The organism is Sphingobacterium lumbrici (genome assembly GCF_006476045.1).
Taxonomy (GTDB): domain Bacteria; phylum Bacteroidota; class Bacteroidia; order Sphingobacteriales; family Sphingobacteriaceae; genus Sphingobacterium; species Sphingobacterium lumbrici.
Window position 1 is genome coordinate 274,771 of sequence record NZ_SRZY01000027.1, and the last position, 23,147, is coordinate 297,917.

The 23,147-nt window shown below is 39.5% G+C and carries 23 protein-coding genes; 4 read left to right on the forward strand and 19 right to left on the reverse strand.

Going from position 1 to position 23,147, the window contains the following annotated elements; translation table 11 throughout:
* Positions 1 to 3: 3 nt before the first annotated feature.
* From E4F24_RS08935 to mnmE, 13 genes are all read right to left on the reverse strand, one after another.
* Positions 4 to 876, reverse strand: coding sequence for a DUF3226 domain-containing protein (locus E4F24_RS08935; protein WP_140938350.1), 873 nt, complete (start codon positions 874 to 876; stop codon positions 4 to 6).
* Positions 876 to 3,002, reverse strand: a complete 2,127-nt coding sequence (locus E4F24_RS08940) for an AAA family ATPase (RefSeq protein ID WP_140938351.1) — start codon at positions 3,000 to 3,002, stop codon at positions 876 to 878. Before E4F24_RS08940 ends, E4F24_RS08935 begins: the two co-directional genes overlap by 1 nt.
* On the reverse strand, positions 2,992 to 4,257 hold the full coding sequence (locus E4F24_RS08945) for a restriction endonuclease subunit S (RefSeq protein ID WP_140938352.1): 1,266 nt from the start codon (positions 4,255 to 4,257) through the stop codon (positions 2,992 to 2,994). The genes E4F24_RS08940 and E4F24_RS08945 overlap by 11 nt, the downstream gene beginning before the upstream one ends.
* A complete protein-coding gene (locus E4F24_RS08950) occupies positions 4,258 to 6,027 on the reverse strand; it encodes a type I restriction-modification system subunit M (RefSeq protein WP_140938353.1) in 1,770 nt (589 codons plus the stop codon).
* A 2-nt stretch (positions 6,028 to 6,029) separates the two neighbouring features.
* Positions 6,030 to 6,323: a helix-turn-helix domain-containing protein gene (locus E4F24_RS08955; RefSeq protein WP_140938354.1), complete on the reverse strand. Its 294-nt coding sequence runs from the start codon at positions 6,321 to 6,323 to the stop codon at positions 6,030 to 6,032.
* A gap of 119 nt (positions 6,324 to 6,442) precedes the next feature.
* Positions 6,443 to 8,260 carry a DUF3987 domain-containing protein gene (locus tag E4F24_RS08960; RefSeq protein ID WP_140938355.1) on the reverse strand — a complete coding sequence of 606 codons (1,818 nt, stop codon included), beginning with the start codon at positions 8,258 to 8,260 and terminating at the stop codon, positions 6,443 to 6,445.
* A gap of 3 nt (positions 8,261 to 8,263) precedes the next feature.
* The gene (locus tag E4F24_RS13955) at positions 8,264 to 9,184 is read right to left on the reverse strand and encodes a BT4734/BF3469 family protein (protein WP_140938356.1); all 921 of its coding nucleotides are present in this window, start codon (positions 9,182 to 9,184) and stop codon (positions 8,264 to 8,266) included.
* Positions 9,171 to 9,467, reverse strand: a complete 297-nt coding sequence (locus E4F24_RS08970; RefSeq protein ID WP_140938357.1) for a helix-turn-helix domain-containing protein — start codon at positions 9,465 to 9,467, stop codon at positions 9,171 to 9,173. Before E4F24_RS08970 ends, E4F24_RS13955 begins: the two co-directional genes overlap by 14 nt.
* Positions 9,464 to 9,763, reverse strand: coding sequence for a helix-turn-helix domain-containing protein (locus E4F24_RS08975; RefSeq protein ID WP_073093951.1), 300 nt, complete (start codon positions 9,761 to 9,763; stop codon positions 9,464 to 9,466). Before E4F24_RS08975 ends, E4F24_RS08970 begins: the two co-directional genes overlap by 4 nt.
* A gap of 231 nt (positions 9,764 to 9,994) precedes the next feature.
* Entirely contained in the window at positions 9,995 to 11,011 is a 1,017-nt protein-coding gene (locus E4F24_RS08980; protein WP_140938358.1) for a DUF6617 family protein, read from the reverse strand.
* Positions 11,008 to 12,102: a site-specific integrase gene (locus tag E4F24_RS08985; protein ID WP_140938359.1), complete on the reverse strand. Its 1,095-nt coding sequence runs from the start codon at positions 12,100 to 12,102 to the stop codon at positions 11,008 to 11,010. The genes E4F24_RS08980 and E4F24_RS08985 overlap by 4 nt, the downstream gene beginning before the upstream one ends.
* Positions 12,099 to 12,452 carry a helix-turn-helix domain-containing protein gene (locus tag E4F24_RS08990; RefSeq protein ID WP_140938360.1) on the reverse strand — a complete coding sequence of 118 codons (354 nt, stop codon included), beginning with the start codon at positions 12,450 to 12,452 and terminating at the stop codon, positions 12,099 to 12,101. Before E4F24_RS08990 ends, E4F24_RS08985 begins: the two co-directional genes overlap by 4 nt.
* A gap of 242 nt (positions 12,453 to 12,694) precedes the next feature.
* Positions 12,695 to 14,074 carry a tRNA uridine-5-carboxymethylaminomethyl(34) synthesis GTPase MnmE gene (gene mnmE / locus E4F24_RS08995; protein WP_140938361.1) on the reverse strand — a complete coding sequence of 460 codons (1,380 nt, stop codon included), beginning with the start codon at positions 14,072 to 14,074 and terminating at the stop codon, positions 12,695 to 12,697.
* A 229-nt stretch (positions 14,075 to 14,303) separates the two neighbouring features.
* On the opposite strand from mnmE, the gene E4F24_RS09000 reads away from it, so the two are divergent.
* The gene (locus tag E4F24_RS09000) at positions 14,304 to 14,834 is read left to right on the forward strand and encodes a YceI family protein (RefSeq protein ID WP_140938362.1); all 531 of its coding nucleotides are present in this window, start codon (positions 14,304 to 14,306) and stop codon (positions 14,832 to 14,834) included.
* Between the two features lie 229 nt (positions 14,835 to 15,063).
* Here E4F24_RS09000 and E4F24_RS09005 read toward each other — a convergent pair whose 3' ends face one another.
* The 6 genes from E4F24_RS09005 to E4F24_RS09030 form a co-directional block, all read right to left on the reverse strand.
* The gene (locus E4F24_RS09005) at positions 15,064 to 16,440 is read right to left on the reverse strand and encodes an MBL fold metallo-hydrolase (protein WP_140938363.1); all 1,377 of its coding nucleotides are present in this window, start codon (positions 16,438 to 16,440) and stop codon (positions 15,064 to 15,066) included.
* Between the two features lie 84 nt (positions 16,441 to 16,524).
* The gene (locus tag E4F24_RS09010; protein ID WP_216629152.1) at positions 16,525 to 17,325 is read right to left on the reverse strand and encodes a sulfite exporter TauE/SafE family protein; all 801 of its coding nucleotides are present in this window, start codon (positions 17,323 to 17,325) and stop codon (positions 16,525 to 16,527) included.
* A gap of 9 nt (positions 17,326 to 17,334) precedes the next feature.
* On the reverse strand, positions 17,335 to 17,748 hold the full coding sequence (locus E4F24_RS09015; RefSeq protein ID WP_140938364.1) for a DUF6691 family protein: 414 nt from the start codon (positions 17,746 to 17,748) through the stop codon (positions 17,335 to 17,337).
* Positions 17,749 to 17,752: 4 nt separating this feature from the next.
* Positions 17,753 to 18,301 carry a YeeE/YedE family protein gene (locus tag E4F24_RS09020; protein WP_140938365.1) on the reverse strand — a complete coding sequence of 183 codons (549 nt, stop codon included), beginning with the start codon at positions 18,299 to 18,301 and terminating at the stop codon, positions 17,753 to 17,755.
* A 132-nt stretch (positions 18,302 to 18,433) separates the two neighbouring features.
* Positions 18,434 to 19,396 (reverse strand): thioredoxin-disulfide reductase, encoded by a 963-nt coding sequence (gene trxB, locus E4F24_RS09025; protein WP_140938366.1) that lies wholly within the window; start codon positions 19,394 to 19,396, stop codon positions 18,434 to 18,436.
* Between the two features lie 37 nt (positions 19,397 to 19,433).
* Positions 19,434 to 20,387: a 3'-5' exonuclease gene (locus E4F24_RS09030; protein WP_140938367.1), complete on the reverse strand. Its 954-nt coding sequence runs from the start codon at positions 20,385 to 20,387 to the stop codon at positions 19,434 to 19,436.
* A gap of 202 nt (positions 20,388 to 20,589) precedes the next feature.
* On the opposite strand from E4F24_RS09030, the gene E4F24_RS09035 reads away from it, so the two are divergent.
* The 3 genes from E4F24_RS09035 to E4F24_RS09045 all read left to right on the forward strand — a co-directional run bounded on the left by E4F24_RS09035 (position 20,590) and on the right by E4F24_RS09045 (position 23,130).
* Entirely contained in the window at positions 20,590 to 20,925 is a 336-nt protein-coding gene (locus tag E4F24_RS09035; RefSeq protein WP_181182418.1) for a hypothetical protein, read from the forward strand.
* 377 nt (positions 20,926 to 21,302) lie between these two features.
* Entirely contained in the window at positions 21,303 to 22,112 is an 810-nt protein-coding gene (locus tag E4F24_RS09040; RefSeq protein ID WP_140938369.1) for an MbnP family protein, read from the forward strand.
* The gene (locus E4F24_RS09045) at positions 22,105 to 23,130 is read left to right on the forward strand and encodes a cytochrome-c peroxidase (protein ID WP_140938370.1); all 1,026 of its coding nucleotides are present in this window, start codon (positions 22,105 to 22,107) and stop codon (positions 23,128 to 23,130) included. The genes E4F24_RS09040 and E4F24_RS09045 overlap by 8 nt, the downstream gene beginning before the upstream one ends.
* Positions 23,131 to 23,147: the final 17 nt, after the last annotated feature.

Below are 23,147 nucleotides of genomic sequence, written 5' to 3' on the forward strand. Positions count from 1 at the left end.
TCCTTAAATCAATACTTTGTTTATTCTACTTATAATTTCCATACAAGTACCGTTTGCATTGATCTTCGCATCCGTAATGTATTCGGCATCACTAATGCAAACAGTATTGGATTTTCCACTTTTTCTCAATTGACCTACAGTGCCTACTAAGGATTTTTTATGACTGTACTTTTCGCCATTGACTTTTAAGATTTGACCTGTAGCGTCCAGTTTTAAAGAAGCACTAAACAGTGTGCAGGTATGATTAACAGCCAAAAAGCCTTCCGCAGCTTGAAAAATATCATCATTGCCATCTCTCATTAAAGGCAACAGAACGTCTTCCAACATTCCTTCATCAGCATCAGGCTTTCTAAATATGTATGCACCTACCTGTATATCCTCAAACAGATGAAATTCAGCAGGGTCATATTCTTCCTCAAAGGCAACTTTTGGAAATGCCAGCTTACATTCTTCTATCACCTGATTCATTCTTGCCTCAGTACCTAAGTTATCGGCATCAAAAAAGTATAGCACTGATATTGATGTGTCCGGTATGGCTTGTATTGCATCCGGGTCGGGTTCATTAAGGGCGTTTAGTGCCTTTATCAATGAAATTCTAATATCAGCTCTACTTTCACCACCAATTGAATAGATAAGAATAAGATTGTTGCCTCTATTCATCACATAGGCTGGCAGAAACCTTGAACGAGCTTCCTGAATTTTTACTTCGGGAATACTGACATTCAAAATGTCTCTTGAGAGAAAGTCATTCAACGGTTGAGGGTAATTCTTGATTAACTCATTATTTGTGGTAAACCCGTTCGTTTTCAATATCCGATAAACAAACGCAGCGTCATGAGACCCCTCTGTAAGTATGTACAATAAATTCTGAGCCATTATCTTATATCAAAATTTATTGAATCAATCAATTTTTCTAATCGGCCTCCTTCAATGTACTTGCAAGCTATTTCGCCATCTACTTCCGAAAGGGCATAGGCTCTTATGAAATCATTGTGGTAATCATTCTTTACAAAGGCATCAATACATTCTTTGCTGTGGGTAGAAAGAAAAACCTGAACATTGAATTGCTCTGCTGTTTGCTGGATGAACTTGGTAAACTCTATCAATAAGGACTTGTGAATGGCACTGTCCACCTCATCAATGCATATCACCCCATCCTTGCTGTAAACCATTAACAAGGCTATCTCGAAAACCCTTTGTAAGCCTTCTCCATATTTGGTAATGTCCACTACCTCATTAATGCGAGAGGAAGAAACCATAAATCTGCTTTCACCCTCATCACTAATCATCTCAATCTTTTCAATGCTAGCGTCTAAATTGACTTGTATGAACTCTATCACCTGGTCAAAGTATTTTTCTTTTACCGCATTGGCGTGGGCTTTTTTGAGCAATTCAGTGTTGTATCTGAAAGGACTTGTAAAAGTGGCTGGACACAATACCTGAGACTTTGTGAAATGAAGCTCTGGGGCTTTATTGGTGTATAGATGAATGGAACTCTCTAAAGTAAGGTCGTTTACTTTGCCTTCTGATTCTATGGTAGATAGGTATCCAGACTTTTCTATATTTTCCTCGGTTTCTTTTTTTGAAAGGAACATACTGGTTTCAGCTCCATTAAATGAGCCTTCTAATTCAATATCTGAAAGAAAGTTTTTATGAATCCACTTTGAATGAAAATCAGAATAGAACTTACCTCTGTATTTTTCTAAGTCCAGAAACGCATTGATGTCATTCAATTGGCTCAATAGGTAAAAGCATTCCAGTATGGATGTCTTTCCTAAATTATTGCCACCTACAAATATGTTGACCTTAGACAGGTTCTTAACTCTTATTTTACGGAGCTTTCTGTAACTGTGGACGAATATTTCACTGAAGTGATTTTCAACGGAAGTAAAGTAGCTTGCCAATCGTTTATCGTTGATAGCGACAATTGCTTTACTTGAAGGAATCAATCGGTCTAACTTATCTTTTAGACGCTGTATTTCTCCATAATCAGGTTCTGTTAAATGCTCACTAAAATTGAAAGCGACTTGTACCTCTTTGCGAAGGGTATCTAAAGCATTTCTTAGTCTATTCTCGCCAATTACATCACTGTAGGAATAAGCCTCAGCTATGCTGCGGCTTTCTTCCATAAGTTCTATTGCTCTTGGGTCGTTAATAAACTTTGCAATCTCCTTTATTTGTCTGTATTGGCTGATAATGGCCTCTTTGGTTGAGATACGTTCATTACCATCTTCATCAATTTCAATATCTTCGCTTTGAGATATCCAGCTAAACAGTCTTTCTAGGTTTACTGCATTATGAGCGGTCATATCTTCATTGCTCCATTCAATCCAGCTTCGCATTTCAGGTGTAGAAATAACTGTCTCAAAAATGGTGTACATGGGCGATTCAAATTGATCACCATAGTCACTCTGCTTGTATTGTTGGATGAGGCTAAGTGTTCTTAAACCTCTACGCAGTTTTACTGTAGATATACCAAGAGCATCACAAACCTCCTGTTCTGTTTTGTTATGGTTACTGATGAGGTCACTAACTAATTGAGATTCGTTTACGGCATTCCATCTCTTTTTACCACTAATGTGGTGAAGCCCCATTGAGATTAAATGCTGAATTGGCTCTTCGTCTTCTATCGATACAAGATTTACACTTTTAAAGTCTGATTCTGAAAGACGACCGACATCATTCCCTTTTTTAAATTCGTCATATAGAAACTTTAGGGTTGCAATTCGTCTGTTTCCCTCTAGTACCAAGAAATTTTCACCAACTTCTGTCACTTGTATTTGGTCAATATCTAAAAAGCCATTGGTAGTGAAGCTGCTTATCAGGTCCTTTACATTACTGTTGTTTTTGCCAAGTATAAAATTTAGCGTCCTCTGTTGTACACGAGGGTCTGCAACATTCTCCAGTTCTACAGGTCTGTACTCTGGTCTGTCTTTGAACCTATAGTTATTAGGATCAAGTATTAGACGGTCTATATGTCTGGTTATCCGTTTACTTGGCATGTTCCATTTCTTTTTTAGTGTGAACCTTTAAATCTAGTTTCCCCAATACTGCTTTAACTATCATGGCTTCCCGGTACTCTTTGATGAGTTCTATTTCTTTCTCTGTTTTCGAAATTGCTTGGTCAATTTTGGCGGTTTCGGTTTTTATTCTTGAAACAATACTCAATTGCTCATCCAAGGTCGGAAGAGGTATTTTTATCGGGCCTACTTTCTCTATGTTTATGTTGTATTGAGTAGTGAGGGTTGATTCGGAAATGAACTTGGCCTTAAATGATTTCAATGCGTAGTATAAATAATCCAAATCAACCTCTGAATTGGGAACAATTCCAATGATACTGTCAGGAAAACAGGCGTTAAAATTTAATATTGCAACATCTCCAACATTGGCTGCAATTGTTAAACACAAGGTTCCCTTAGGAAATTCTTTGCTTACCGAATATCCCCATTCATTAAGTGTTTGTTTGTATGACTCGATATACTTATTGGCTTGAGATACATCTCCAGTTTGAATAAATGGAAAATCACCATCGTATAACCTTTGATCATTTCTTGGTCTATGGGAAAATTTCCCTCTCAGAATTTGAGCAAAAGATTTTATCCTTCTCTGTGGATAACCTTTTTCAATTCCATCCTGATGAATCCGATCAAAGGAAACCGCCTGCCTTTGCTCTTTTAGCAACTCAATAAAAGCTTGCTTTTTCTGGATGAAGTGTTTAATTTTTTTGGATTGGGCTTTTATGTAAAATACGATTTGGTCTTGTTCATCCTTTGGAGGAACGGCCACTGGAATACTGAAAAACTTATCGGAGTACAAGCGTAATCGGCTATCTATGATACCGAAGGATTTTTTTCTAAATTCAGCCTTCATGATAGCTGTAGAAAACAAATAGCCGTAGTAATGCGGGTTGTTTTCTCCCTTGATGCGATACACGCAATATGCAGGGCTTGTAATACCATCGTATTTTGAAATGCCCAAACTGCCATTCCAAGCCAACATGATGTTGCTTACCAAATCATTCTCGGCTACTTTTTTGTAGCCCACCAGTGTTTTAGCATTGCTAATGAAATCATCCTCGTTTTCAAGGCTGTCTCTCTTTTTGGTTACTCCGGTATAATGAGAAACAGAAAGCAATTCTTCTTCGCCTGTTTCGCTTCTTTCATCTATCTCAGCAAAGAGATTTTTGATACGCAAAGTTTTCCAATGCTCAGGAACAGTGGATATCCATTTGGTAGTATTTCTGTCTTGAACCATCATTTACGCTTCAATTATTTCTTTTAATAGATGCTCTGTCTCTTCTTCAATCTTGAAAATATCGGCAGATATTTCCTCTAAGCTCCTTGGTGCTTTGTGCTGGTAGAAGTACTTGGCAAAGTTTATTTCATAGCCAATTTTGGTTTCGCTCTTTTTATACCAGGCATCCGGCACAAAAGGGGTAACCTCTTTAGCAAAAAAGGCATCTATGTCGTCCTTCAAAGGAATGTTTTCTTTGTCTTTAAGGGCATTATCGCTTTTGGGTTTGCCTTTGGCATCCTTGATGATATTGCCTTCTTCATCACGCTGCGGGCGGTGTACGGTTATCTGGCTGTAGCCAAGGTCTTCATTGTCAAGAATGATGCTGTGGTCGGTGTTCTCAAAGTTCAAAAACAGGTCTGAAATCTTACGGATATGGTCTTTGCTAAACTCCACACGTTTTTTGCCCAAAGGCTTGCGCATTTTGCTGTAAAACTGCTCCGAGGTAACATTGATGAGTTGTAGTTTTCCCTTTCGCTTTCCTTCCTTCTTGTTGTTCAGGATAAAAATGTACGTGGGAATGCCCGTGTTGTAAAACAAATCATTTGGTAGCGCAATTACCGCTTCCAGCAAATCATTCTCAAAAAGGTACTTGCGTATTTCTGTTTCTCCTTGACCTGCATCACCAGTGAACAATGCTGAACCATTATGGATGGTGGCTGCTCTACTGCCCAAATCACTATTGGTTTTCAGCTTGGAGACAATGTTCATTACGAACAGCAATTGCCCGTCATTTACTCGGGGGACACCTACTGTAAAGCGAGGATCTATGATGTCTTTTTTATCAAGTATGGCATCTGCATCTACTTTCCATGTTTTCCCATAAGGTGGGTTACTAATCATGAAATCAAATTGCAGGTTTGGAAAACCATCTTTACTCAATGTAGAGCCAAAAGCAATCTTCTCTGGGTCTTCATCTTTTATCAGCATATCTGCTTTACAGATGGCATAGGTCTCTGGGTTTACTTCCTGACCGTACAAGTGGAAAGTAGCTTTGGGGTTGAGTTTCTTGGCGAAGTGTTCCGCTTCGGTAAGCATGCCACCACTACCACAAGCAGGGTCGTAAATCAAATACGTACCGTCCTTAATCTTTCCTTTGAGCGGTTCAAAAATAAGGTGGGTCATTAAGCGAATGATTTCCCTTGGGGTAAAGTGTTCTCCGGCTTCTTCGTTATTCTCTTCGTTAAACTTGCGTATCAGTTCTTCAAACACATAGCCCATCCCTAAATTGGTCAAGCCTTCCATGACTACATTGCCGTCTTTATCTGTGACAGGCATTGGGCTTAGGTTAATAGTGCTTGAGCAAAATTTTTCAATCAGTGGAAAGGTAATGTTGCCTTCTTCCAAGGTCTCCAATTGGTTTCTTAACTTGAACTTGCTGATGATGTCCTGCACATTGCTACTAAAGCCATCCAGGTATGTTTCTAAGTTTTGACGAATATTGCCCGGTTCGTTTAACAACCTTTTGAAGGTGTACTTCGAAGTATTGTAAAAAACATAACCAGAGGTTTTACGAAGTTGAGCAGATTGGTTATCAATCTTCATTTCGTTCAGTTTTTGATGCATTTCCAAGACTTTATCTTTGGAAGGTTCCAAAATGGCATCTAACCTGCGAAGCACGGTAAAGGGCAAGATTATATCTCTGTATTTTCCACGTGTATAGACATCACGTAAGACATCATCAGCAATACTCCAGATGAAATTAACGATAGCATTATGTTGTACTTGGTTCATTCTTATTTGGTGTTTGCTTGGTTTATATCTTGTTCAGCAATTTTTAAGGCTTGCAATGCCTGATCCTCATCGGTTACAAGCTCCTTTATTTGGTCAGCCAACCACAAGGCCAGCAACTCTTGTTCATTTGTTTTGAGTAGTCCTGCAATTTTCAAAACCTGATCTCGTTTGGCTTTCCGTTCACCACGCTCAATTTTACTGAACATGGGTGTATCAATTTCAAGGTTTGCCGCTAACTGTCGTTGAAGCAATCCTTGGCTTTCTCTAAGCTCTCTTATCCTTTCACCAAAGTGCATGGCCTGTTAATTTATGACTTGTCAATATTTGGCTAATATAAGAAAAGAAAACGATAGTAAATGCAAAAAGTAGTGGCAAACTGGTTTCAGGATTTTGAGGAAATAGAGGAAACTAAGGATTATTCGTCCTTAGTTTCCTTAGAATCCTGAGATTCCTCAAGTGAGGTGTTGATGTACTGGTCGTGTGCCTCACGGTGAATAAGCCTTGATTTCACAAAGTTGGCAATGTATCCTTCGGCTGTCTTTGCCGGAATGCTCATGGCCTTTGCTACTTCGAGATACTTCTGTCGATTGAAGGTGTGTGGCAAGGCATACAGAAACTTCTCTTTCTTATTCATTCGAGACGGCTTAGGCTCTTCTTGTGGAAGTTCTCCAAACACTTTGCTTGAATGCTTCACCAGTACTTTGACCACTGAAAGCGAAGCTTGAAAATCCCTTTCCTCACAAATCAGCTTTTTGGAAGTGTCGCCTGTTTCCATGATCCGCAAAGCGGAAAATATCATGGAGATACGGTAAGCAATCAAACCCAAACGCCTGATAGTAGCCATGTAGTCCAAGCCCTGAAGGTTCATGTACTTTTCCTGTATCTGTCCGAAAAACTGGTTGAATTGCTCCTGTTGGTCTGCTGTAAGGTGAAACTGGCGAGGTTCATCCTGCATGATGACTTTGTAGAGTTCATAGAACTCATTGCCCAGGGCTTCAAAGTAATCGTCTAATCCGTTATCCGTTTGGCTTGCAAAGACATTTTTCCATACAGGGCGAACGTTCATGAAATAGAAGATGAAACGGCTGAATAAGCCGTTTTCAGCGTTGGGTATCAAAGCCGAAACTTGTTTTGGCGTTCCTGAAAGAACGGTAGAAAGGCAAGGGCTTTCTATGTCCACAAACTCACGGTCGGTTCTGCGATAGTAGGAAATGGTTTCATGGTGAAAGGCTTTTCTAAAGCCATCACTGTAATTTCCGTAATCGCTCTTGAAGGCATGTGCTAATGTATCACCTTCGGTCTCGAAAATTAGTCCTCTGCCATCACTGTCACCCAAAAGTTGATAAGCTCCCGTTGAACTGTTGTTGGCTGGAATGAACAGCATTTTTTCAGGTGGTTTGGCTGGTTTCTCGACACCTTCTTCCTTTCCCTTTTTCGAGTTGTATTCTACCATTTCCAATTCATAATGCTGTTTGTGGAGTTTGGCTTGTTCCCTCAATTCTTTGTGAATGGGGTTGACCAACTGACGACAATGCACCAAGCGGCCTTTACCTGCGGATGCCTGGGCTGTAATGAATAGGAACAGATTGGGGTATACTCGTTTGCCATCATAGATGCCCGATACTTTGGGCAAACATGCGCTGATAGCACCGAGGGAACCGAGGAGAAGAATATCTCTTTCCTCATTGGAAGTGGCAACCGCCACAACCTTTTGCAGAAATTCAGGAAGTTCAGGAAACAAGGAATCTGGAAAGGTTGGCATTTCTTCCGGTACATGATTTTCAGGCTGGTGGTATTCAGATTGACTACCGTTCAGTTTTTCGCTTTTGAAAGGTCGCTGGTCCTGTTTTTCTGTCCGTGGAGGGGCGATGTCAATTCCTGCATCTTTGGCGAGGTAGAAGAAGGTCTTTAGTGAAACTCCATGACCTTTTGATTTCAAGCAATTGTCAAACTGCTTGTCGCACTCCGGGGCGGAATAGGCAGGGTAAAACTGGCTCACCCTATGAAATAGGGTGCGGCCATTTTCTCCAAACTCATCTGAGAAGACGAAGCCAATATTTACCCAATCGCTATACGTGGAGGTAATATCTGTTCTATTGGCCTCAATGCTCTGAATGATGCGTTCTATTTCGTCTATTTGAGAATCTGTATTGAAAGTTTGTTGCTCTGTAACTTTCGGTTGCGGGGTTGGCTGATTAAGCCAATCCTGCGGATTGAATGTTTTTCTTTCCATGTCCTACAAGTATTTAGGATTGATGAATATTTCTGAATCATGCGGAAGGAAACAGGCTCTTGAAATGTCCTTTCCGGATTGGTCTACTTCGAGTTGGTAAGTGTGGGAAACGTAGTTTGCCACTGCTTTGAAATAGTCCTGGTGTTTTGCTTGCGTCAAGTCGATTGGTATTACCCATTTGAGGCCATCACCTGAAGGAGATACAAACAGTAGCTCCGTTTCAAAGTAATGGTCGTTGAGTAGTGCCGTCTTGAGTGTAGGAATGTCCTGAATGTGGTCAAAATCGATTGTGAGCAAACCTGAATGTCTTTGAAGGTTTACATCATTTCTCTTAGAGAAAGTGCCTGAGAAGGTCACATAATCGAAATTTTGAGCCTTGTACTTTCTGGCTTCCTTCGGGTCGGGAATGTTGCGGAGTGTACTTGTACACGAAGCAAATTCATTGCTTTTGATAAGGTTGTAAACCTCAATCAAGGAGGCTTGCCGACTTGGTGTTACGTTGGTGACAGGTTTATTGAAATAGCTGAAAACTGGCGCAGCCGGTTTGACTATTTCAGAAAGAGCAACCGCAGGTTGTGATTCTGCCTGAGCGTAAAAACCTTGTTGCTTACCGATACGCAAATGCAGGTCTTCATTCAGCTTGTCGAGAAGGGTTTGCCCTTCGAGGCTGAAATGCAGTGCTGCAAAATCAAAGACATTGCCTTGTGCAATGGCTTCTTCTGAATCGGTGTGCGTAGCACAACCGTCAACAACCTTTACCAACAATGTAGGCTTGTCCGCATTGAATGGGTTCTTCGCAGGTTTGCAGTCCCTTCCCGAAAGGGAAAGGACTGTTTCACCCGGATAGTACTGTCGCAGCACATAGGCGTAGATATTCAAGCCGTAGTGCGTTTTGCCGAGAATGGCTTTTCTACTTACCTCCATAGTGCTTTGATTTTGAAGGTGAGTAATTGGATTCCAGCAAGGCTTCTATATCAGAAACCTTGTAGTAGAATTTGCCATTAATTCGGCTATAGGGAAGAACCCCACTATCCCGAAGGGATTGGAGGGTTCTTTTGCTGATGTGAAGCGTTTGCATGAGTACCTGTCCATCAATCCATTCTTCGCTGAATTGCTCCATGCGTGATTTATGGAAGTTGAGGAGGTAGGCTTTGACTGTTTTAATGTCTTGAGTTAGCGTCAAGATCATATCCATTATCTCGTTCATAGCTTCACCCTCCCTTTTTTGATTAGGTAATCCGCTGCCCTTTGGTCTATTTCTTCCTGAGTGGAATTGCGGTTGCGTAGCAACCAGCTTTCCAACTCGCTTCTTTTGAAATAGAGCTTCTTTCCATTGGGCTTGTAGTGCGGAATGCTCCCTGCACTTGTCAACTTGTACAAGTGAGATTGGGAAAGCTCCAGATACTGGCAAGCTTCATTGAAGTTTAAAACTTCCTTTGTGTAAATCCCCTGGCTCTCAATTAGGCGTTGGAGATTTTCAAGACGTTCAATTATTTCGTCCATGACTTAATCAATTATGAATTAGGAAATGGACATCTGGCCAAATGTCATATTCGATTGTCGAATACGGGGCTAAATTAGAATGGCTAACAGGGCGTTATGAGTGCAGAAAGCAAGGTGCAGTGCAGAGTGCAGAGTGCAGAGTTGGGCATGAAAAATAAAAGCCCCCTTTTTGAGCAAAAGAGGGCTAAACAAAAACAGAAAAAAGATAGAAGGTGTAAAGTGCAGAGCACCTTATTTCAGGTTGGAAACGGACTTTTCAATTTTATGGGCTGTTAGTTTCGGTTTCTTCTGCGACCTGAATTTTGCTCTTTCAAAGGGTTTCCCAGTTTCATCAACGAAACATAGGCAAGTAACTTCCCATTGCTTCTGCTTCAAGTTCTCAACCAATTGCAGGTCGTTGTGAATTAGTTTGATGAAGTAGAATAGTTCGCTGATGGTTCCCGTCCAGACTACAGGGTTTTTGATTTCAGCATTTGAAAATACTCGCTTGAAATTTGGAACGGTTGTGTCTTGGCTTATCAGGTTGTTGAACTTTAAGCTGCTGCACAAATCGGAAATCTTTTCCTGAGCGGTATTGAGTTGCTTGTAGGTAAATGAATTGAATGGAATGTCCTTTTGTTTGGGTTCCGGTTTTTTAACTGGTTTCTCCGTTACTTCAACCTCAATGATTTGAATCTCGGTCAATAAAGGTTTCTGCGGTATTGGTTCGAATAGTAGCTGGGTGTAAAAATCCTCTATCACCAACTTATCATCAATCCAAGTGCTGAAAGCATCTTGGATTTCGAGATAAAGCTGCATGTATGCAAGCTTTAGCAACTGGATAATATAGGTGTTGGCTTTGTGTGCCTGGTCAAACTCAATGGAAGCTTTCTTGGGATCTATGAATGTCAAATCAAATTCCTTCTCTTTAATCAACTTTCCAATGTCTTTTAAACGGGTCTTTAAACGCTTGTTCAAAGTATCATCCAGCCAATAGCGGATGAGGTTTTCAGTATCATCTTCACTGATGAGGTTGTAGAGCCTTTCAACGTCCGTTTTGAGGGTGTTTAGAATCAGCTTTGAGTAGTACTTGGTTTTGTTGTCAAATGGCCTTTCAAATTTGATTTCATACCGGAATTGATAATCAGTGGAGGCTTCTTTCAGGGCACGGAACTTTGGAGCAAACTTTTCGTCCACGCTGTTTTTCTCTGACCAAGGGCGAAGCCCCTGGTAGAGAATGTCGTCAAGTATTTTGGTTTGATTGCTCATAAGTCAAGTTTGATTTTACTGGCTGCCTCTTTCTTCTTGTCGTCTATGATTTTTGCATAGACTTGGGTGGTTTTCAGCTCCCTATGGCCTAAGAGTTTTGAAACCGTGTAAATGTCGGTTCCCATAGTAAGCTGTAATGTGGCGTAGGTATGACGGGCGCAATGGAAAGTGATTGTCTTGGAGATTCCGGCTTTCATCATCCATTGTTGCAATTTCAGATTGTGCCATGCAGAATACTTCAATCCTTTGAAAACTCTTTCTTCCCTTTCCTCACGTTCTCCGAGCAAGCCGAAGGCTTGTTCTGAAATAGGAAGGGTTTCGGCTCCTTTGGTTTTCTTTTGTCTGAATCGGATGTAGTAGCCCATTTCATTTGAGTGCTGCACCTCCGACCAAAGGAGCTTATTTATATCTGACCAGCGAAGCCCTGTAAGGCATGAAAAAATGAATGCCGTTTTTAGGATGGGAATTTCGCATTCTGCCTTTACTGCTGCTTGCAGTTCATCCAGTGTCAAAAACTCTCTTTCCGGTTCTCCTTGTTTGAAAGCTTCAACACCTTCAGAAGGATTGGTTGGAATGATGCCATCTTTCACGGCCTGTTTTAGTGCTGCCCTAAGCTTGTTGAAATAGGAGTACTTGGAATTTTGGGATAGTTTCTGGTTTCCGTGGGCTATTGCCTTCTTGTCAAGGTACTGTTTGAAGTCCTGAACAAACTGCCTGTCTACTTCGGTGAAAGATAAATCATAGGTGCAAAAGGCTTTCAGGTGCTTAATCATGCTGGTCCAGTTGCCATGATTGCCGGGGCTGTCATCCCTTTGCTGTGCAAGCAATTCAATGTAGGAAAGGAAGCTGCCTTTTTGCTTCTCCTGATCACGAAAGCCATAAACACCGTTTTGGATTTCGATTTGTCTTTGCGCCCGGATGGTTTCTGCAAGTTGTTGGGTTTTCTTATTGACCTCTTTTTCCTCCTTGTTTTTCGCATTGGGGTTGAGGTACAATTTTAGGTACTCGGTTTTCCGCTTTCCTTTGTGGTAATAGTCGAGGTATAAGCTGGTCTGTCCGCCCTGATTGCGTTGTCTTAGTGTTACCTTCATATCTGAAACAGTTTATCGATTTCGGTTCTCTTGATGATTGTGCGACTGCCAATCTTTGCCGCTCGGATGTTTCCGGCTTTTATCTTCCGATAGATTGTCATGCGGCTTGCACCTAAGAGCTTGCAGGTTTCCTCTACACTGAGAAAATCTTTGTCCTTCAACTGTTCCTGATTGTATTCAATTCTCTGTACCACGACAGGGGCAACCTCCTCAACCTTTTCTTCTCGCTTACGCTTCTTATAGTTTCGGGAGGCGCACTTGTGGCTGCAAAATTTGGTTACGGTTGTCTTTGCGATGAAAGACTTTCCGCAGTCCTGACAAATCTTTGGAACTTCTATACTGCTGCTCATGGTGTTTTCCTTTTTGGCTTAAAAATGTCTCAGAGAATATCCCTTTGTATCGGGGTGTATCTCTATGTAACATGATTTCGCCTGTTGCTAAAAATCTTGTTGCTACCAACAAACCTGTTGTTGTCAGTAACAGATTAGAAACAAATATAAGCAAAAAAAGGGAAAATTAGCAACAAGTAAAGGAAAGAAAAACAGCCTAAATGATAGTAAAAGAATGGTTTAGAGTAGTAAAGGAAATGTAATTACTTTCCGATACAAAACTTGGAGAAAATATTATCGAGTAAATCATCTGTAGTAACGGTTCCGGTTATCTCTCCGAGGTGGTATAGTGCTTGACGTATATCCATAGACAGAAAGTCTGAAGTCACGGGATTATCAATTCCATACAGCACTTTTTTTAATGATTGCTGTGTTTTTTTCAAGGCTTCTACATGTCGGATGTTCGTTACCATCACGTCGTCTGTATTCACATTCGACAAATTAACTTGATTGAGTAATTCATCCTTCAATGTTTCTATGCCCTGCTGCTCTTTAGCTGAAATAAATAATGGGTTCAAAACATCAAATTCGGCTTTCTGAGATGCACTCAACAGATCAGCTTTATTAAAGATCGTGACAAATGGAATCCCCAGGGATTTAACTTCTTCGATCTGTGTCTCAACATCGGTAATATGATCCTGCATAGGATCGAACAAATAAATGATCAAACGTGCCTGCTTCATCTTTTCACGAGTCCGCTCCACTCCTTTCGCTTCAATAATATCTAACGTTTCCCGGATGCCTGCGGTGTCAATGAAACGAAAAGTAACACCATGGATATTAATTTCATCTTCGATTGTATCACGTGTCGTACCAGCAATGTCAGATACAATTGCACGCTCCTCGTTTAATAAGGCATTCAATAAAGTGGATTTACCAACATTCGGTTTACCTGCAATAACAACAGGAACACCGTTTTTCAAAACATTACCTTGTTCAAATGAAGACACGAGCTTATTGATAACCGCATAAATATGCAGAATTAGATTTTTTAATTGATCCCGATTTGCAAATTCAACATCCTCTTCAGAAAAATCTAACTCCAATTCTATTAAAGATGCAAAATGCACCAAATCTTCACGAAGTTTTTTCAATTGACTGGAAAAACCGCCACGCATCTGTTGCATAGCGATTTGATGCGAAGCCGCAGAGTTAGACGCAATCAAATCAGCTACCGCCTCGGCTTGGGAAAGATCTAAGCCACCGTTTAAGAACGCACGCAATGTAAACTCCCCCGCCTTTGCTGCACGCGCCCCCTTTTTTATCAACAGATTAATCACTCGTTCTATAATATACTTTGAATTGTGGGTGGAAATCTCCACTGAATTTTCTTTGGTATACGAATTAGGACCTACAAAAAGTGAAACCAATACCTCGTCAATAATATCGTCACCTTCTCGAATAGTTCCAAAATGAATGGTATGAGAAGCCTGTTGGGTTAAATTTTTACCTTTGAATATAGAATTAGTAATGCTTATTGCTTGAGATCCCGAAACACGTATCACGGCAATTGCCCCATTCGAACCAGAAGAAGTGGCTAATGCCACGATCGTATCTTGTGAAATTAATCCTGCTGTAGACATAATTGCAAAGGTACAGCTTTGCAGTGATTAGTATATTAGAATCGGAAAGATTATACCCAAAATTAACTTCAAGTTACACATACACGATAGAATTACGCCCGAAAAAATGAATTTCTTAATCTATGTTAAGTTTTATAGTGATTTTAATTTTGATCTTTGATTCTACCTTTAGCAAGGTAAGCTACTTAAGATAGTTAAATAAAAAATCACAAAAATAAAATTTACGACCATGACAACTTGGAATTTAGACAAAGCTCACAGTGAAATTGAATTTAAGGTAAGACACATGATGATATCAAGTGTTAAAGGACAATTTCATGATTTTGATATTACGGTAGACAGTGCTTCCGAAGATGTCGTGAATGCCGGAATTGAGGTAAACATTCAAACAGATTCTATCAATACTAAAAATGAACAACGCGATCAGCATTTGAAAAGTGCCGATTTTTTCGATGTTGAAACTTTTAAAACGATCACATTCAAATCTACTGATATTAAGAAAGTGGCTGATGATGAATTTAACTTAACGGGTAATCTTACGATTAGAAATGTTACGAAACCGGTAACATTCCAAGTTGAATTCGGTGGTACTGCAAAAGACCCTTGGGGAAACAAAAAGGTTGGTTATACCATAACAGGTAAAATAAACCGTGAAGAATTTGGATTAACATGGAATGCCGTATTGGAAACAGGCGGTGTAATGGTAAGTGAAGATGTGAAATTTCAGGCTGATATACAATTTGTAGTAAGCGAAGGATAATCCAAAAAAATATTCCAAACACAAGTATAAACTACTTCTTATAATTGAAACAAATAGAGCTTTCCCATTCGGAAGGCTCTATTTGTTTGCATTGAGATTGCCCCTATCTTATCCACTTAAACTGCTTATATGGAAAATTATTATATTTATCGTCACGCAACGTCTGCTCTCTATCACTTTTATATAGATTTATATAGAAAACAGGAGGAAGACAAAAAGCAATTTTGCTTTACACAAAAACTATTGGCTTACCCGATGCTTTCCAATCAGCAAAACTACCTAAATAGTTATAAACTTGTGTAAACCCATGGCTTTCCAAATACGAACTTGCGATAGTTGATCTATCACCTGACTGGCATTGAACAATGACCTTTCTATTCCGTAACTCGACTGGTAGAACTTTGGGTAAATGACCTATGAAATAATGTTGGGCGTTAGGAATATGACCTGCCTTATATTCTAACTTACGCCGTACATCTAACAGCGTCACGTCACTTTCGCCTTTCATCAACTCTACCTGGTCCGCATCTACCACTTTCGTAGATACCAATTCTGCATCATCGACATCAGTTAAGAACCCCACAATATTATCCATACCAATACGCATCAGCTTGCGTGTAATATCCTCTTGACTCCCCTCTTCGGCCACAATCAACAACTTTTCGTTATAATCCAGCATCCAACCCGCCCAATTAGGCAGTGTATTATTGTTCTGTATATTGATCGCACCCTTCAAATGCCCTTCTGCAAAATCACGTTTATGACGTGTATCTATTACTGTCCAACTTTCATCTTGATCTTTCAACGACAATGTAGGATGATTAGGTACCTCGGCCAGTAATTCGCGATCTATGCGGTTAAGTTTTTTCATCATCGCAAAATAAGTAGGCGCTTCCGGTTGATCACTCAGTAAATATGATTTGAACCCTTCAAAATCATTATTAAACTGGAATGCCCAATTTCGAATCTTCTCATATCCTACGGTACTACTGGGTATCGATCCCAACGCCTTTCCACAAGCCGAACCTGCACCATGACCAGGCCAGACCTGTACATAATCCGGTAATAATAGAAATTTTTTTAAAGATTCATACATCTGTCGAGCACCTATATCTTTGGTACCTACCATGCCGGCAGCTTCTTCCAACAGATCTGGCCGCCCAATGTCTCCCACAAAAACAAAGTCACCTGTAAATACCATTACCGGATCATCTGTAGCCGGATGATCGCGTAAGATAAAGCTTATACTTTCAGGTGTGTGCCCAGGTGTATGTATTACTTCCAATGACAGATTTCCAACAATAATTTTGTTCCCTTCCTTCAATCCTTCATGCGCAAACTCATATTGCCAATCTTCTCCGCCCTCGTTGGAGAGGTATATTTTGGCTCCCGTCACTTCAGCCAGTTCGCGAGATCCACACAAAAAATCCGCGTGAATATGTGTCTCTGTGATATGCGTAATCCGCATATTATTTTGTTTAGCAATAGCTAAATAAGTATCTATATCACGCTTAGCATCAATCACTATTGCCTCATTTTTTGCTTGACAACCAATGAAATAACTTGCCTGTGCAAGTGTCTTATCGTATACCTGCTGAAAAAACATATTTTTTATCCTTTATATTACAAAACCATTTATTCTACCTAACATTTTAGCACCTAAGTGACCGGGGTATTCTTTACGATCAATTTATTGTAAAAAAAATTCAACAATAAGTATATAGATACCGATAAACAAAACCAAATATCCAAAGATGACCTTTAATTTCGAACCATCCAACCCTTTTGATATAGAAAAGCCACCAAACATTCCTATAATAACGGCTGCAGTATAACTTAATAATACCCACCAGTCAAATCCGCGAAATTTCTCTATATCTCCAAGTAATCCAAAAAAGGAATTAACGGCGATAATAACCAAAGATGTACTTACGGCTCTTTTAATCGGCATTCGAAAAAAATGAACCAAGGCCGGAATAATTAAGAAACCTCCACCTGCACCTACTAACCCCGTTACCAACCCGATAGCGCCACCCTCTGCAATAATTTTACCAACAGGAACTTTCTTCTGCACATTATCGTATTCTAGACGTTCGTCACGTTTTTTTATCATCGCTATCGAAGACCCTAACATGACTAACGCAAATAACACCATCAAAGCATTGTTCTGATGTATCTTAAATGGTCCAATAATAAGCACATCTGGCACTAACGGTAAGATAAACATGCGTGTAATATAGACCATAAGCAAAGAAGGGATACCAAATGTCAATACCTTTTTGACATCAACTGTCCGTTTAATAAAACCACGCGCCCCACCTACAAAAGAAGTCACACCAATTGCAAATAAGGAATATGTAGTGGACAATACAGGATCTACTCCCATGATGTAGACAAAAATAGGTACAGTCAATATCGTTCCACCACTCCCCACTAATCCTAACGTAATACCTACCCCTATAGCCAACAATATCCCTAAGATAATCATCATCTACGGATATTAGTGAGGTAGTTTATCTTTCATTATCCCGTACAAATAAGTACCTAATAAAGAAAATACAATCACAATCAACATCGGCCACACCCCTGCTCCCAAAAGTACGAATATGGGGCCCGGACATGCACCTACTAAAGCCCACCCCAGACCAAATAATACACCTCCTATCAAATAACGTATTATTGATTTCTCTTTTGGTCTTACCTTAATTTTTTCACCTTTGATATCCTTCGCCTCGTATCTTTTAAGTAATTGCAAGCCTATTGCACCGATCAGTAAAGCTGTAGCAATAAAACCGTACATGTGAAAGGATTGAAAATTAAACATTTCATATATCCGAAACCAAGAAGCAGCTTCGGCTTTATACATCGCGATGCCAAATACTATACCTAAAAAAATATACACTAAATTTTTCATTTTTTTAAAATACTAAAGGAAATAATACATGAACCATGAATAAACCTCCAATAAAGAAGCCAAGTACTGCAATCAGGGAAGGCAACTGCAGATCACTCAATCCAGATATTGCATGTCCGGAAGTACATCCTCCTGCGTAACGTGTACCAAAACCAATCAACAAACCACCAATAGACAGGATCAGTATATTCTTCAAACTCAGTTCACCAAATATCTCCGAGGGTATATATTCTTTTCCCGCGCTTTCAAAACCCAGCTGATGCAATTGGGCTACAGTATTTTCGTTAATATCAGAAACCTGATTAACAGACAGATAGTTGACTGAAATAAAGCCCCCTATTATCGCCCCTACTAAAAACAGAAGATTCCACCGCTGTGCCTTCCAGTCAAATTTAAAAAAATCGCAACTATTGCCAGCGCCCAACGTCGAACAAAGGGTTCTGAAATTGGATGAGACCCCGAAGCTTTTACCTAAAATAATCAACATTAACATGATAATTGCAACCAAAGCACCTCCAACATACCACGGCCAAGGGCCTAATATTACATCCATAACATCTTCTCATTTTAATTTATACAAATGTAGGATTCTAAAGTTATAAGGTATTAATAAATTATAAATTGTAATAAAAAAAGGATTAGTTTTTATACAAACTAATCCTTTTTACGATAGAAGTGAAATAATTTATTCGCCACCCTCTTTTGCTGCCAAATAGCGCTCAGCTTCCAAAGCAGCCATACAACCCGTTCCGGCAGCGGTAATTGCTTGACGGTATACATGATCTTGCACATCCCCACAAGCAAATACACCTGGGATATTTGTCGCCGTAACGTTAGGTTTCGTAATCAAATATCCCGTTTCATCCATATCTAAGATACCTTTAAACAGATCGGTATTCGGTTTATGTCCAATAGCCACAAAGAATCCCGTAATATTCAGATCCTTTACTTCCTGGGTTTGATTATTCTTAACACGCAATCCAGTCACCACCTGTCCATCACCAAGTACTTCTTCTGTTTCGGTATTATAGTGAATTTCAATATTCGGTGTGTTCAATACGCGATGTACCATAGCCTTAGAGGCACGGAATTCGCCGCGACGTACTAACATGTGCACCTTATTACACAGCTTAGCTAAGTAGGTAGCTTCTTCTGCGGCAGTATCACCGGCACCTACAATGGCGACATCCTGTCCTTTAAAGAAAAAACCGTCACAAACAGCACAAGCTGAGACACCAAAACCATTGTACTTTTCTTCCGAGTCTAATCCCAGCCATTTTGCAGTTGCTCCTGTTGCAATAATCACCGTGTCTGCAGTTACCGTTTTAACATTATCAATCTCCACCTTGTGTACACCACCATTCATCGAAAAATCTACTTTCGTTGCATACCCAAAACGTACACTTGTACCGAACCGCTCGGCTTGAACACGTAAATCTTCCATCATTACTGGCCCGGTAATACCGTTTGGATATCCAGGAAAATTGTCCACTTCCGTTGTTTGCGTTAATTGCCCTCCCGGTACCAGACCGGTATAAATCACAGGTTTCATATCAGCTCGGGCAGCATAAATTGCAGCAGTATACCCTGCAGGACCTGAACCAATAATCAAACATTGTATGTGCTCTATTTGTTCTTGTGTATTCATTTTATAATTTACAATATACTTTATTTATTTAACTCTATTATTTACCAAATTTATTTTTTAGATCATCCAACATATCCAAGGTAATGGGTTTAGGCTTTTCCTTGCTTGACGCATGCTGAAAGTTCTTTTTAACGTCTTTCTTGTTGTCTTTCTCTACTTCTAGCTGCGCTACTTTTGCTTCACGTTTTACCTGTCTATGTGCATTCCAAAGATGTTCAAGAACTTTTTTAGTGTACAATGGAAAATCACCATTTTGCATCCATGCATAATAACTTGGCTCTATATCGAACACATCTGTGACCACCCGACCTTTATGCTTTCCAAAATTAATGATTACCTGATTATCATCATTGTACACCAATCTTCCGGCAAAATCAACAGGCTTAGACATATTGGTAAAGGCATGCAATGCATCCACATCATTAACGACAGGTACACTCACCTTACCATGCTTGTCTTCAAATTCGACACCTTCGTATTTGACCAACTGTGCTTGTAGTACTTCATAAGTGGCTCTCACATCCGCTTCTGCCTGATGCGCATTTTCCAAACTCTTACCACAATAGAATTTGTACGCTGCCTTTAATGTACGCTGCTCCATTTGATGGAATATATTTTGTACGTCAACAAATGACCTACCTTCCAATGTAAATTCAACGCGTGCACGTAAAAATTCTTCCATCAACATTGGTACATCAAATTTATTGGAGTTATAACCCGCTAAATCCGAATCGCCAATAAATTCAGCTACTTCTACCGCTAATTCTTTAAATGTAGGAAGATCTTTTACATCTTCGTCATAAATACCATGAAACATTGAGGAAGCTAACGGAATAGGCATCTCGGGATTCACCCGTCTGGTCAATACCTGCTCACTGCCATCGGTCATCACCTTTAATATAGCTATTTCAACGATTTTATCTGCTGAAACATTGACCCCAGTAGTCTCTAAATCGAAGAATGCCAATGGTCTTTTTAATTTCAATTCCATGCCCTAAAGATATAGCTAAATGCGAACAAACAAAAATACAATTAACATTTTACCCTTTCATCAAGAGAAAGTAATTTCATAAGTCTATAATCCGCTTTTTTATACCAGATAAATATTTCATATTTTTTCTTTTTTATAAAATCAATGCATTAATTTCGTAGCGATCATGAAAAGATGTCTGTTATATCTATTAATACCGATCATGTTATTACAAAGTAACATGACACTATTGATATGTACATCTTTTTATTACAATCAGAACTATATCGAAAAGTACCTATGTGTACAACGCAGCATAGTCAATAATACCTGTCACGGGCAGTGTTTCCTGATGAAAAAAATTAAGGCACAGCAGGAAAAAGAACAATCCAATTTTAAAGTGAATTTTAACGAATCCAACGCTATAGCCACTTTCGATTTCGATTTCACATCTCTGTGTCAACCCCTCTGCTCTGATATTATCTATTCCATCTATACGACCGATCTTCGTCCCAAAGACTATAATGCTTCGGTATTCCGACCTCCCGTATTAGGATAATTACCCTTTCATCTTATTTTATCGAGAAGCTATGGTATACAATAGCTTATTTGTTCATGTATTGATGAACATTTTCTGTATATGATATATCTACAGAGAGATTCTATGCAAATGCGGATTAGTTAAATCATCAAACCTATATGATAGACTATGCAACTGCCTTGCACCGTAAATAGATACAGATGAAATGTTCATCTCCTGTTAGGACAAAGACAATACATTAGCATAAACTAAACTCAGGCAAACTCATGAGCGTCTGTAAAAAAGACAAGGAACAGAACTAGTACCTTTAAAAGAACGTCATAAAGAAACAATTACTAAACGAATACCCCCCTGAGCCTTACGAGCTCAGGAATTAAATGCAAAACTATATACACATGAAATTTCAACATTTATTACTATGCATGCTATCTGCGTGTATATCATTTTCTTGTACAAAGGATGAGCCTACTCCCGATGTTACCAAAAACGGACAATTGAAAATTAAGTTCGATCAGATTGTAGGCAACAAAAAATTAGTCCTCAATGAAACGACTTACACCAACGACAGCGAAGAGCAGTTTACACTAAGTACCGCAAAATATTATGTCAGCAATATCATATTAACCAATCATAACGGTCAATCTTATACTGTTCCCAAATCCGAATCTTTTTTTCTCATCAATGCAGCTAACTCCGAATCCCTTACGCCATCCGTATTAGTACCGGAAGGCCAATACACTACGTTACAATTCAATTTAGGAGTAGATAGCATAACCAATACACTGCCCGTTTCAGAGCGAACAGGAGTATTGGACGTAGCTGGTAACGACATGTATTGGAGTTGGAACAGTGGATATATTTTCTTCAAACTGGAGGGTTCGTCTACTTCCGCTACAACAGCGGATCAGAAGTTTAGATACCATATTGGTCTCTTTGGCGGATACGACACGAAAACAGTTAACAACAATAAAACTGTTGTCCTCGATCTATCTAAAGCCGGAACTGCTATCGTACAGGAAAACCTAAGTTCTAGCATTCATCTTATGGTAGATCTGGGAAAAATATTTGACGGTAAAAATAAGATTAGCATAGCTACTTATCCAACGGTGATGACCAGTGGTCCACATCAATTGATAGCAGAAAACTACGCACAGATGTTTACCCATGATCATACGCACAATTATCAAAAGATAAGTAATGAGTAAACTTCAAATTTTGTTTTTTATTGGTATAATCGGTGTAGTGATAGCTTGTCAAAAAACAGATGATAAACTAGATACATTGCTATTTGAATTTGTACAACCGGAGCATTTCCCTGCTCCGGTATACAACCTGGCGAGCAATCCGATCAGTAAAGAAGGTTTCGAATTAGGCAGAAAATTATTCTACGATCCTATCCTATCCCGAAACAATACAATATCTTGTGGAAGCTGCCACATTAGTCAGCATGCCTTTACACATCACGGTCACGATGTGAGCCATGGCATAGATGATCGATTGGGTGTACGTAACAGCATGCCGTTGATGAATCTTGCCTGGTCGAAGGGCTTTTTTTGGGACGGTGGCGTATTTCATCTGGATCTTGCTCCAATAGCACCTATTGAAAATGAAGCAGAAATGGATGAACAATTTGTTACAGTCCTAGAGAAGTTAAGAAATTCTAAAGATTACCCCACTTTATTTCAAAAAGCATTCGGTTCGTCAGAAATAAATTCTGTAAACACACTTCAGGCACTCTCACAGTTTATGCTCTTACTAATATCCGACAACAGCAAGTACGACCAAGTAATTCGTAAGGAGACAAATTTTAGTGCAGCAGAGCAACGAGGATATACTCTCTATCAACAAAAATGTAGTACATGTCATCAAGAACCCCTATTTACCGACTATTCGTATAGAGACAATGGACTGGGTATCAATCCCACACAGGATCAGGGAAGGTATGAGATAACCGGATTAGAATCTGATAAACTAAAATTTAAAGTTCCTTCACTACGCAATCTTGCATATACATCTCCCTATATGCACGATGGTAGTTTTATCACTTTGGAAGCAGTCATTAATCATTATCGAAGGGAAATCAAACAGACCGACAACCTAGATCCGCTCCTGCGTGACGGTATCACTTTATCCAATATAGAAATCAGCGATCTAACTGCGTTTCTGAATACACTTAATGATGAAAAATTTATTAGAAACACGCTATTTTCTGAACAACCATGAGACTATCTAACAATCTA